General features: G+C 32.1%; 8 protein-coding genes and 1 pseudogene. 5 read left to right on the forward strand and 4 right to left on the reverse strand.

Annotated elements, in window-relative coordinates:
• Positions 1–1182, reverse strand: a pseudogene (locus ACJAZK_RS13340) (hypothetical protein); the annotation flags it as partial.
• Positions 1183–1616: 434 nt separating this feature from the next.
• Here ACJAZK_RS13340 and ACJAZK_RS13345 point away from each other — a divergent pair.
• Positions 1617–4427, forward strand: coding sequence for an ATP-binding protein (locus tag ACJAZK_RS13345; protein WP_415224441.1), 2811 nt, complete (start codon positions 1617–1619; stop codon positions 4425–4427).
• An 841-nt stretch (positions 4428–5268) separates the two neighbouring features.
• Here ACJAZK_RS13345 and era read toward each other — a convergent pair.
• On the reverse strand, positions 5269–6150 hold the full coding sequence (gene era / locus ACJAZK_RS13350) for a GTPase Era (protein ID WP_415224442.1): 882 nt from the start codon (positions 6148–6150) through the stop codon (positions 5269–5271).
• Between the two features lie 27 nt (positions 6151–6177).
• Positions 6178–6636 (reverse strand): RNA methyltransferase, encoded by a 459-nt coding sequence (locus ACJAZK_RS13355; RefSeq protein WP_415224443.1) that lies wholly within the window; start codon positions 6634–6636, stop codon positions 6178–6180.
• Positions 6637–7335: 699 nt separating this feature from the next.
• Between ACJAZK_RS13355 and ACJAZK_RS13360 the strand changes: the two genes are divergently transcribed.
• The 4 genes from ACJAZK_RS13360 (at position 7336) to ACJAZK_RS13375 (ending at position 11866) form a co-directional block, all read left to right on the forward strand.
• Positions 7336–7827: a hypothetical protein gene (locus tag ACJAZK_RS13360; protein ID WP_415224444.1), complete on the forward strand. Its 492-nt coding sequence runs from the start codon at positions 7336–7338 to the stop codon at positions 7825–7827.
• A 221-nt stretch (positions 7828–8048) separates the two neighbouring features.
• Positions 8049–8186, forward strand: a complete 138-nt coding sequence (locus ACJAZK_RS13365) for a hypothetical protein (RefSeq protein WP_415224445.1) — start codon at positions 8049–8051, stop codon at positions 8184–8186.
• 471 nt (positions 8187–8657) lie between these two features.
• On the forward strand, positions 8658–10106 hold the full coding sequence (locus ACJAZK_RS13370; RefSeq protein WP_415224446.1) for a pyridoxal phosphate-dependent decarboxylase family protein: 1449 nt from the start codon (positions 8658–8660) through the stop codon (positions 10104–10106).
• 572 nt (positions 10107–10678) lie between these two features.
• Entirely contained in the window at positions 10679–11866 is a 1188-nt protein-coding gene (locus ACJAZK_RS13375) for an NAD(P)/FAD-dependent oxidoreductase (protein ID WP_415224447.1), read from the forward strand.
• A gap of 166 nt (positions 11867–12032) precedes the next feature.
• On the opposite strand, the gene ACJAZK_RS13380 is transcribed toward ACJAZK_RS13375, so the two are convergent.
• Positions 12033–13226: a serine hydrolase domain-containing protein gene (locus ACJAZK_RS13380; protein ID WP_415224448.1), complete on the reverse strand. Its 1194-nt coding sequence runs from the start codon at positions 13224–13226 to the stop codon at positions 12033–12035.
• Positions 13227–13766 lie beyond the last annotated feature (540 nt).

The following is a 13766-nucleotide window of genomic DNA, read 5'->3' on the forward strand; positions in this document are numbered from 1 at the left end:
TCCATCTAATCCTACTAATGAATCGCTAACTCCTGTTTGTTGTTCCCAAGTATTAGTTGTTGAATTATAAGTCCAAACATCACCTGTACTTTCATCAACATAAACATCTCCTGCAACACCTACTGTTGTATTTGTTATTGGATCGCCCGTGCCTGATTGGGTAACATCAAAAGTTTCTACAGTTCCATCTACTGCAATATGTGTATAGGTTCCATCTAATCCTACTAATGAATCGCTAACTCCTGTTTGTTGTTCCCAAGTATTAGTTGTTGAATTATAAGTCCAAACATCACCTGTACTTTCATCAACATAAACATCTCCTGCAACACCTACTGTTATATTTGTTATTGGATCGCCTGTGCCTGATTGGGTAACATCAAAAATGACCATTGTACCATCTTCACTTGTATACGTATAGCTACCGTTCGATTCCACCAAAGTCGTAACAGTCTCATTAGCGCTAACAACTGCTGCTAAATTTACTTGAGTAATATTCCCGTCCTCGTCTTCGTAATCTAAATTGACACCATCGACATTCATTCCTATTATAGTAAGGGTCTCAAAATTATCAATGATTGTCGATAACTCAATGATTGTGATATCGCCATTTTCATCTGTATAGGCAACAGTACCGTCATTATTATCAACTAAACTTGTTACGGTCTCAAATTGATCAATAATCATGGCAATGTTTATGATTGTTGGATTTCCATCTTCATCTAGATAAGTAATTGACCCATCTCCAGTATCTGTAATAGATGTTAGGGTTTCAAAATCACCGATAATTGCTGCCAAATCTATAACATGTATTACGCTATCCTCATCTGCATAAGACAACGAACCATCGCCGTTATAAACCAAGGTAGTTAAAGTTTCAAAAACTCCTATGTCATCTGAATTAACCATACGTTGCCATTTAACTCCATCCCAATAGTAGTAACCCGGAGTTAACTGATCATTAAATGAGGTATTAAATACCAATAAGCTTAAGACATTGCCCGATGTAATGGTCGTGACATCTATCTCACTCGTAAGCGAAATACGTGGTATTAATATTCCCTTACCATTCGCTACAACATCCAACTGTGACGAATTATTAGGTAAAGGCGTACCGATACCCACCTGAGAGTGAACACTACTAGCCAAAACAAGCAAGGATACAAAAAGTAATAATTTTTTCATTTTTTAGTTATATTTGATGGTTTGTTTATTATAAAATCTATTTAAATTTTAATAAAATTTTAATTTAGGATTCGTTGAAAATCTGGAATCTTAATAAGAAGTGACACTACATATTCAATCAAAGTAAAATATGTCATCACAATGTTTTATTTAATGACTTTAGCAAAAAGAACTATGCTTTATTTACTTGAATTTAACAAAAAGGAGAAGTCCTACATTTTAGCACTTTCGAATTAACAAAAAGCCTAAAACAGCTAAGGTCAAATTTACTAAGAAAGAGAAATCACTATAGTCTGTAAATGATATCTTAAGGGCTCGCAATACTTTTAAGAGTCTCTAATAGATCAATAAAGGGCTCTTATTCACTAAACTTTATTAAACGGTATTATCCATTTTTTTTTTTGTAAATTGCTTTGACATCAATAAAAACTGATATGCGATTACATTATATTTTTATTTTATTTGGATATCTTTTCACATTTGGGCAAGAAGACCAAACGAGCATAGACACTCTTGAGGTAAAAAAAATGTACAAAATAATGATGGATCAAGCTGAACGGACATCTAGAGATACCACCTATAAAAGAGCGCATATTATATTAAGGACTATTAATCTAAAAAACAATGAAACAAATCACAAGTCCTTAACTAGTATCAGAGATAATTCTTGGCTTATTTTATTGAATATTCATGGCACAAAAGCAGCTATTGATTCTAGTAAATACTACAGCAACCTTATAACAAAATTCGCAAAAAACCCAGAAATACTTGCCAAAAATAACTATGTGACAGGGAACCTAGAACTCAATAATCTAAACTATGGTAAAGGCTTAGAATTGATAGATAAAGCGTTAGAGTACTATAAAGAAATAGGAGATAATGATAGACAAATATTAATATTATTACAAGTAGTTAATTTTTATTTGGAATCGGAATCTGTAGAATATGCTAAAGATATTATGACTATTTTAAATAGTAAAAATGAAAGTGACTTTTCACCACGTCACAAATTCCTATTTGGCATCATTAAATCGCGGCTTCTTATGCTGGAGAATGAAGAACAAGCTTCATTAGATTATTTAATAAAATTAGACACCACTATTTTTAAAAAACAAACCAATTTTAGAAGAGTATATTTCTCAAGACTTAGTGACAACTATAATCTAATGGGTAATTATGATTTAGCAATTAGTAATATACACAAGGCGTACCCTACTAACAAATTAAATGCACGTGACGCTGCAGCAAAAAACTCGATACTCGCAGAAAACTACTACCAAAAGAAGGACTATAAAAAAGCTTTATTTTACTTTAAAGAAATAGAAGGATTAGAGCATATACGAATACCTACTAAATTAAAAAATTCAAAAACTAAATACTTTATTTATAAAAAATTTGGAGATTTAATTAAAGCTACAGTAGAAATTGAAAACTATTTAGAATTAAATGATTCTATCATACAATTAGAAGAAAAGAAACAAACCTCCATATTAAATTACAATCTTAAAAAAGATGAAGACATTAGTAGGATAAAAACATTACATATTCAACAGCTGTATGATTCACGACAAAAAAATCAGAAATTAATATTTGGTGCGGTAATTCTATTTATCTTACTTATTATACTAGGTATATTTCTATACTTCTACCTAGAACAGAAAAACTTAAAAACCAAAATTGAATTACGCTATAATAAAAAGGTGTCCGCATTAAAAAATAATTTTATTGAAAATCTATCTCATGAATTCAGAACACCTATTGCCGTCATTATTGGATACTTAGACTTAATTAAATCAAGAAAATTGGAACCAAATCAAGTTGCCGCCTATGCAGATATTGGTATAAAAAATGGTAATGAACTCATCAGTACTCTTAACGATTTTCTATCAATATTAAGAAACCAAAACATAAACCACCTCCAAAAGGCACAAAATCTCAGTAGTAAAAACATGCTGAAATTTATTTTTACAAATATTGAGTCCTTTTTAGGAATTGCAGAATTACACAAAGTCAAGCTATGCTTTAAATCTAATATTCGGGATAATAATACTAACATTTCTTTTGATTATAATAAACTTGAAAAAGTATCAAACAATCTTATAACCAATGCTATAAAATTTTCCAAAATGGGAGGAACCGTATATATAACGGTCAATTTAGAAAAAGATTTTTTTTATTTAAGAGTTGAAGACGAGGGTGTAGGTATTCCCAAGAAGGAACAACAAAAAGTTTTTAATCGCTTTTATCAATCGGGTAAACATACCAATCAAGGTGGTTTTGGTATTGGGTTGTCACTAGTAAAAAATTTAATCAGCGAGTGGAATGGAGAAATCACTTTACAAAGTAAGGAAGATGTAGGAACTATATTTGAAGTGCGCATTCCTTTGAAAACTGAAGGCATTGACCTTTACACCCATAAAGAAAAGGGTGATTTTACGGCTATTAATATTAAATCCAAAGAAATTACTAAAGAAAAGAAAACGAGTAATCTTCCAAAAGCTCTAATTCTGGAAGACAATAAAGATATGGCACTATTTACTGCAGAGGTACTTTCCTCTATAGTATCGTCTACTATAGTCTATAATGGACAAGATGGGCTTTATAAATTAAAAGAAGAAAAGTTCGATATTATCATATCAGACCTTAGGATGCCAGTCTTGGATGGATTTGAATTTAAAGCAGAACTCAACAAATTAGATGATTTTAAAGATATCCCATATCTCATGTTGACGTCTTCACCCGTAGACTATAAAAGTAAAGAACGCAGTAGTCTAGGCATCACGGAATATATTATAAAACCATTTCATGATATAGAAATCATAGCAAGAGTTCAACTTTTACTAAAAATAAAGGTCAATAAAGAAAACCTATTTAACCTCGAAAGTAACGCTTTAGATTTTGAAGGAGATTGTTATAAATTAATGAATCATATTAATACGGTAATTCTAGACAATCTACAAAACTTTGAATTTAATGTGGAACAACTTTCACAACTTTGTAATCTCAGTAAAAGTAAGCTCTACAAGGAGGTTCATTCAAAAACAGGACTCTCCCCAATAAAAATAATTCTTGAATTACGATTATTAAAAGCCTATGAACTAATTAAAACTCATAGATTTGAAACTCTTAATGAAGTAATGACCGAAATAGGTATAAGCAGTGCTCCTTATTTTAGAAAAGTATTCTTAAAACGATTTGGTATAAAACCTGGCAACATGGCAAAACAAATAACGGGGGATTCTTGAAGTCGTCCATGAGTTATTTACCATTTAGCTCAAATATATAATTAGAGATCTATTAACTTATATACTACTGTCAATTAATTTAATAATCTTAAAAAGTGGTTTTTATTTTAAACTGACTAAAAAAAAGAGTGATCCACATAGGGTTTTCTATGATTTATTATAAAACACCCTTAAAAGCTTTAGAAATATTTTAACCAAATAGAAAAAACTATTCATTTTTGCTTTTTTACTACTTTCTATAATGGCTTAAGATTATATGGACTTTATTTAAGATAAACAAGATATTTTTCTATTTAAGCAAACAAAACTAAGCCATCCCTTTTAGCCATAAATTATTCTAAAAACATTTCCAATAGAGGTTTAGATATGTATATCTATAAACCAAAAGCGCTGCCGCTACTGGAATAGAAATGCTATTAATATTGATTTAAAATCTATTGAAAACGCTACTTTACAAAAAGCAGCATATGACTTATAACTACTAAAAGAGTGGAAACCAAAATAAATAAAAGCAAAAGTAAAACCGCTCACAGTAATTGAAGCCTAATTCTTGGCCTTTTTAGCCCCAATCCAACAATCTGGACACTATCTATGTTTTTTCATTTTGTTGTGGCTGGATTATTTATAGGATGTGGAATTTTGACCTATGTCAACTGATCTTTAGGCGACAGTTATACCTTACCATTGTTTTTCACGCTTTTCATGATTGTAATATGGCTCGCACTCTATTTTGGTGGTCGCTTAGGTAAAAAAACCGGAATGACACAAATGCACGAATTACATCATTTTATGCGAAATACTTTGCGCACTAATGGGATTCATACTTAAGATTAACGCACGCTTACTGGTTATAACCAAAACGTTTTAGTTGTCGTTGGTTACTCCTCCAATTCTTGTTCACCTTTACATACAGTTCTAAATGGACTTGCTTCCCAAAGAATTTCTCTAAATCCTTTCTAGCTTCGACACCTACACGTTTTAGTGCGCTTCCTTTGTGACCAATAATAATTCCTTTTTGAGTCTCACGCTCTACCATAATTATGGAGCGCATTCTAATAATGGTATCCTCCTCAAAAAACTCTTCGGTATCGATTTCTACAGCATAAGGAATTTCCTTTTTGTAAAACATTAAGATTTTCTCTCTAATTATTTCGTTGACGAAAAATCGTTCAGGCTTATCGGTTAGTTGATCTTTAGGATAAAATGCTGGAGATTCTGGGAGTAATTCAATAATTCTACCAAATACCTCTTTAACATTGAATCCTTCTAATGCGGAAATTGGAAATATTTCAGCATTTGGCACTTTATCAGACCACAGTGCTACTTGAGATTCTAATTCCTCTTGATCTGATTTATCAATTTTATTTAAAAGCAGTAATACCGGAATCTTAGAGCTTGTAATTCTATTAAAAAAAGCTTCATCTTTCAATTCTTGTTCTCCAATTTCTACCATGTAAATTAATACATCGGCATCATCAAAAGCTGATTTCACGAAATCCATCATAGATTCCTGAAGCTCATAGGCTGGCTTAATAATTCCTGGCGTATCACTTAATATGACCTGAAAATCCTCTCCATTTACAATTCCTAAAATACGGTGCCTTGTGGTTTGCGCCTTTGAAGTGATTATAGATAACTTCTCTCCAATAAACGCATTCATTAACGTGGATTTCCCCACATTAGGATTCCCAATAATATTTACAAAACCTGCTTTATGACTCATTATTTCTTTATTATATAGGCGACAAAGTTACGACCTTGGTTTGTTTATCCCTCTATCATACATCACAATACTTCCTGCTACGGAAACATTAAGACTCAGCTCTGATTTAAATTTAATCAAAAAATGGCTTTTTTCAATAGCTTTAGATGATAATCCATGATCCTCTGCTCCTAATAAATAAACGCAACGTCGCGGATGATGAAAGGCTTCTAAATCTTGGGCTTTCTCTGTTAATTCTACACCGACAATTCTGGCTCCTTTTGGCAAGTTCTTAAAAAATGCTTCAAAAGTTTCGTAGTGAAAATAAGGCATTGACTTTACTGCATTGTGTGTATCACTCGCTTGTTTAGCATATCGATTTCCGATGGTAAAAATAAAACTAGCACCTAAGTTTTGTGCAGAACGCCAGAGTACTCCTAAATTTTCTGGTGTTTTACCGTTTTGGATCCCAATTCCGAAGAACTCATTTTCGAAGTTATTTATCATAAGTTCAAAAGTAAAAAAAAGTTCCCATTTTTGGGAAGGTCAAGAAAAAATCTCTCGTTTATTTTTGATTAAAAATCGCTGTAGTAGCTGATGGTCGTTTGTATTTCACATCTAATTGGCCTAGAGGAGTAAGTGAAAATGACATCTATAGAGCTTAACATTTAGGAGATGTAAGACTTGAGACTCCAGTTAGTATTGGTCCTTTTTTGAATTCAGAATTGGGTACAGGAGATACTTTTGTGTCAGCTGATGAAAGTTATTTAATCTCTTCATACAAAAAGTCCAGAGCAGATGGAACGTTTGTGTCTTTCAAAAATAAAGACGAATAGCAAGCTCCTATTTACCTCAGTGAACTTGTTAATACAAAATGGAAGGACTTCTGCCCTTATATGACTCCAAACAATAAATATTTCTTCTTTTCTAGAAGATATAGCGACCCTATTGTTAGTGAGCGGCGCGGCGCTACTAAAGTAGAAATCTATTGGGTAGATTCGAGTATCACGTTGAATGAAAAAGAATAAAACAATTCATAACAAAGTAGTCCGTAATTTTATAATTCATGGATGACAGCCAAATAAAGCCAAGTGATGAAAAATATAATGTAAGTTTACATGATAAACTATAATTTTGAATAGGCTCGTAAATCAAAGGGCATAAAGATTTAAATTATATTACATTATAAATTTAAAGAACACCATTATGAAATACGTTAAAATTATTACCTTATTATTTAGTTTAGCCATTTTTTCATTCGGCTGTAATGATAATACTAAAGCATCAAAACAAGAAACTTCAAAACCATTGGAAGTTTTAGATGCGACTACTCCACTAAATAAAATAAACCCAAACCTAGCTGGTCTTGAGCCCGCTCAAAATTCAGGAGGAGTTTGGCACTATACCTGCAACAAAGGTTGCCCTAGAGGTGCTGGGTCAGCTGTTAATTGTGACAATTGCGGAGGTGTTTTAGCACATAACACTACTTATCATGCCAAAGCTAATAGTACTCCAACTTCTTCTGCTCCTTATGCTAATCCTCCTGCTTCTACTCCAACAGCTACTCCCGAACCTAGCCAAAATAAAGCTGGAGTATGGCATTATACTTGTGAAAAAGGATGTGTTGGAGGGTCTGGTGGGTCTGGTGCTTGTAGCACTTGTGGTGGTGCCTTAGCTCATAACACAGCTTATCATTAGTAAGCTGTTGAGCTGTTATAAGTTACATAGTATTGAAATAGGTTTTTATAGTGATAAAGTAAAAAACTAAACACAACCAAGAAAACAGTATCGCATACAAAGACCAGTTCGCAATAAAAACATACATGGAAATCTCCTTTTAAAAAGTGGAAGATATTGTTTGTTTTCAAGCTGACATCGGGATTGTTTTTGATTTTCACGAAATAAACAAAAAACATATAATGCTTCAAACAGTCTTTAAAGAAACAGAAACCTTTTTAGACCTTAAAAAGGTTTTTAGAATTAATCGTAGCGACAGTATGCACCCTAAGTTTATTGATAAACTAGGAAGGTATAATAAAAACACGATATCCATATAATTAAACTCTGAAAGTAAACTATTAAGGACAAGCCAAAATAACACAGGTGAATTCAACGCTTGGCTAGGAATATAGTTCAAAGACTTAATACCACTTTTTTATAAAATGGTAAACTGATATTACACCATGTATAAATAATTGCTTGTTAAAAGTTTACTTATAATAATCCTAACAGATTTTCTATCTATAATTTATTTACTAACTTTAATACATAAACAGATTACTCGCATTGGTAATAATTAATATGAAAATTACTATTCATACTTTAATTGATGACCGTTTTACGTTTGCTATTTCTGAACTTCTATTTGAAATTCCTAGCACATAAACATGTAACTTTCGATATTCAATGATCTAACAACAAGTAAGAAATGAATTTAAGTCATAAATACATACTTAATCAACATGCAAAAAAGGATTTAACAAATCCAAGGATAGCAACTGTACCCATTTTAAAAGTTTGATATAAATATGATAAATAAGATTAAAGAATTAGAAAAACTATCGAAACTTTTGGACCCAGGAGTAAAAAAAAGAAATGAATGGAATGCAGAGGTTTTAGATTACAGCAATACATTTATCAATAAACTGGATACTTCTAAAGCTTTTTTTAGCTCAGAAGAAAATGGAAAGAATATATATAATTTTGATATTGAAGAGCAAGCAACTCCATTAACCACATTGCTAGATAGTACTAAAACAAATATAGATGAAGTGGGCATAAATCCTGCTTCTGGTGGACATATGGGGTATATTCCTGGAGGCGGACTTTACCCTTCGGCCCTTGGAGATTATATTGCCGCAGTTCACAATCGTTATGCAGGTGTGTTTTTTGCTGCTCCAGGAGCAGTTCGTTTGGAAAACATGCTCATTAGATGGATGTGCCGCTTAATGGGGTATCCTAATAATGCTGCTGGCAATTTAACTTCTGGAGGATCTATTGCCAATCTAGTAGCCCTTGTAACAGCCAGGGAAGCTCATAATCTAAAAGCACGAAATTTTGATAAATCAGTAATTTACCTTTCAGAGCAAGCTCATCATTCCATATTAAAAGCTATTCGAATTTCGGGGTTATCAGAAGCACCTGTTAGGTTTATTCCTTTAGATAAAAAACTTAGACTTTCGGCAAATGAGTTAGAAAAAGCAATTATTAAGGATAAGGAAGACGGTTTAACTCCCTTCTTTATTAGTGCATCCTTCGGAACTACGAATACAGGAGCAATTGATCCTATTGAATCGATTGCAAAAATTGCAAAAAAACATAAACTATGGTTTCATGTTGATGCAGCATATGGAGGCTTCTTTAAATTAGTTCACAAATTAGATTCCAAATTTAACGGACTACAGAAAGCCGACTCCATTACTCTGGATCCTCATAAAACACTTTTTTTACCTTTTGGTACAGGCACTATTCTTGTAAAGAATAAAGGTGAATTATTAAAAGCTTATCAGTATCTCGCAGACTACATGCAGGATACAATTGATGCTGATGAAGAAATTTCACCAGCAGATATATCTCCCGAACAAACAAAACATTTTAGAGGAATGAGAATGTGGTTGCCACTAAAACTATTTGGATTACAACCTTTCAGGGCGGCCTTGGAGGAAAAGTTATACTTAACTCAGTATTTCTATGACGAAATAAAAAAAATAAAAGGATTCGAAGTTGGACCTGAACCCGAGCTTTCAATTGCAATTTTCAGGTATATTCCCACCGATAAAAACGCAGACTCTTTTAACAAAAAATTAATTAAGGCTATTCAAAACGATGGACGCATATTCCTATCATCAACGACCATAAATGGAACATTTTGGATACGGATTGCGGTAGTATCATTTAGAACCCATCTTGTTCAAATAGAACTTTTATTGGATATTATTAAAGCGAATGTAAGGAAAATATCAATTGATTTAAATTAAACTAATAGCAAACGTATAAAGTATAACTAGGGTGATTAACAAAATTTAATTTTCTTAATTTCAATTAACTTTAAATCCAATAGAAAAAAACTAATGTTAAAAATGCTAGATTTAATAGAGGAACAGGTTAACTACAAAACAAAAAAAATACTTCATAAAATAACAGGCTACTATACTCACAACAACTTAAAAACGAGATTCAAAAGTCTCACAGAACTGAACGTGATTTAAGTAGTAAGAGAGAGAGAGAGAGAGAGAGAGAGAGAGAGAGAGAGAGAGAGAGAGCGTTATCAATGTTGTCGCAGTCTAAAGCTTCACCGTATATAGTAACCTTACTTCTCTCATATTTTCTTTCTGATTTATAATTAAATCTATGGATTTAATTATAAATCAAACTTAAGACGTACATAACATATTGCTAGTTGCTTGTTTATAAAAGTCCTTGAGAATTTCATATTCAGGTTGTAATTGCTAAATTAGGAACTTAAAAGGCGCGCCTAATCATACACAAAACCATTACATGCTATTAACAAAAAGGCTTTAAACATACTAATAACCACTATTTTTGTTTCATGAAAAAACAGATTGTTATTATAGGCGGCGGACCATCAGCCTTTTTATTAGCTGCTTTTTTAGATGCTAAAAAATTCAATATTACCATCTATGAAAAAAACAAAACATCTGGACGTAAGTTTTTAGTTGCCGGTAAAGGTGGTTTCAACTTAACTCATTCAGAACCGATTGAACAGCTTATTAAGCGTTACACTCCAAATGAATTTTTAGACAAGGCCCTACTCGATTTCACCAATATTGATTTTCGAAATTGGCTCGATCAGATTGGAATCCCAACACGCATAGGAAGCAGTAAAAGAGTATATCCAAAAGACGGAATTAAGCCTATTGAAGTACTAAATACAATTCTGAAATCTCTCAAAGAAAAAGGGGTTATTATTAAGTATGAACATACTTTTTCTAATTGGGATGATAATAGCAATCCTGTTATTAATAATGAAACGATACCAACAGATTATACTATTTTTTCTTTAGGCGGAGCAAGTTGGAAAGTTACTGGGTCTGACGGAAACTGGCTCGATACTTTTTCTAAAAAAGGAATTAAAACAAAAATATTTCAAGCATCAAACTGCGGTTATCAAATTGACTGGAAACATCATTTTATTGAAAAACACGAAGGCTTTCCTTTAAAAAATATTTCTATTTCTTGCGATAATAGTATTCAAAAAGGAGAAGCGGTCATTACTAAATTTGGATTAGAAGGAAACTCTATTTACGGACTAAGTCCACAAATTAGAGAACAGTTAAATGCAAATTCAAAAGCAACTATTCTTGTAGATTTCAAGCCTTCGTTAACATTAGAAAACATCAAGTATAAAATAAAATCATCTAAATATAGGACCACTACTGAGATCTTAAAAAAAGAACTCAAGCTAAGCACACCTCAAATTGATTTATTAAAAACATATCTTTCTAAAGAGTCCTATTTAAACAGCGAATTATTAACAAACAAGATCAAAAAATTTCCTTTAGAAATAATAAATACAGCATCCATTGACGAATCAATTTCTACAGTTGGAGGAGTTGATTTAGATGCCATTTCTGAAAATTTTGAGCTTAAAAACATGTCCAATCAATTTTGTATCGGAGAAATGTTAGATTGGGACGCTCCAACGGGTGGATACCTGCTGCAAGCAAGTGCGAGTACTGGTGTGTATTTAGCTAAACATTTAAACAAAAACAACTAATTTTAAACAGATTACGTTTTTTTAGTAGTGGCGTACTTTTAATTATCGAGCCTAAATAAGTTGATAAACGTTTGTTTTAAAATCATTGAGTTTTCAAATTTAAGCACACCTTCCTCTCTACTAGTTTTAAGCAAAAAATGGTGTATATCTTAAAGTTCTTGCACAATTAAACACCAAAATTTTCTGTAACGATTTTCTTTATTTCTTTATTAAGGGATTTTATTGCATTATAACTCGTGTGCTCTAAAACAATGACTACCAAATCATCTTCTAAATATCTTGTGAGTCCTGTACTAAACCCATTCCATTTACCATGATGATAGATGCTTTTTTGTCCATTAGAATTAATTCTAAACCCAAAGCCATATGGCACTTCTCGTCCGTAAACAGTTTCTCCTTTTGCATACATTAGGTCTAATGACTTTTTTGTGAGTAGTTTTTCAGTATTTAACCCGAGTGTCCACTTAAACAAATCCTCAGTAGTCGTATATACATTTTTATCACCAACAATGGCGTCATTTACGGTACTACGAATTTTTAAATGACGCCATCCTCTATACAATCTATACCCAACTAATTGATTTTCTTTAATACTATCATTCTCAAAACTGTATACATACGACTGTTTCATTTGTAGCGGTTCAAAAATATTGCTTTTTAAAAAGGAGCTAAAAGAAGTCCCAGAAACTTTTTCGACAATAGAAGCTAGAACAACGTAATTCGTATTAGAATAATCAAATTTACGCCCTGGTTTGTAGAACCGCTGCACATTACTCGATTCAAGTAAAGCCATCATTTCACTATTTGTAGGCGCCTTATTTTGTTGCCATTTATGCTCTGCTACCCAAAAATATTTCGGTAATCCAGCGGTATGATTTAAAAGGTTTTCAATAGTCACACCTTCATAAGGAAAACCTGGAAAATATGCGTTTACTGTATCTGTGAGCTTAATTTTATTCCTTTCACTCAATAACATAATAGCGGCTGCCGTAAACTGTTTACTTACAGACGCTAATTGAAATACAGATTTTTTGTTTAGCAGAATTTTATTTTTAAAATCTGCATATCCTATCTCATTCTGATACACTATTTTCCCGCCTTTCGCTACTAATATGGCTCCATGAAAATCATGTCTTTTATTAATACGTTTTAATAATAGATCTAATTTATGCTGCACATCTTTTGTTTCCTTTTCAGAGTATCTCTCAATTAAAACAGGAGATTCCTCTTTTGACTCAGCCTTAATGGGTGTAGTAGTTCCTTCATTTACATTCTTGTATGATGAAGAGTTCGTAATCAATAAAAGTGCGCATGAGATAACTAAGAGAACTGGGAATATTTTTTTAATGTTTTTTTTCAAATGAAGCTAGTTAAATTTGGAACAAGTTAGTAATTTCAAAATGCTCGTCTTACTTTATTACTACATTTATGGAACCTTTGTGATTTTATTGTTCTATTTAACATTTCCTAAATAAAAAAGGGACCATTTATTTCTAAAAAGCCTTTAAAACAAAAGAAGTTGAAAATTTGACTGGAAGCGGGAACTGGATTAACTGGCTTCCTTTTGTATTTGATTATGACGTAATCATCAATTGATTCTAAAAGAAAAGCTACTTGACTTATCAAAGAGCTTCTTAGTAGCAGAAACTAGAATCGAACCAATGACTTTCGGGTTATGACAACGACCCTTACCGCTTGTATAAGTGAAACACTGAGTATTCAAGCTGCTACTTTTTAGAAACCGTATTCATAATTCTGTTTACGTGATTAAGGAAGATATTATGTTGGTATATTCTTTTGCATATAATCCTGCCATTTTACGAGAATATATTTACCGATATTATGCTCTTCTCTTTTTAAAAACCCAAATTCATAAACAAATAGATAAACATCACCTTTT

Source organism: Psychroserpens sp., from assembly GCF_047633235.1.
Lineage (GTDB): Bacteria > Bacteroidota > Bacteroidia > Flavobacteriales > Flavobacteriaceae > Psychroserpens.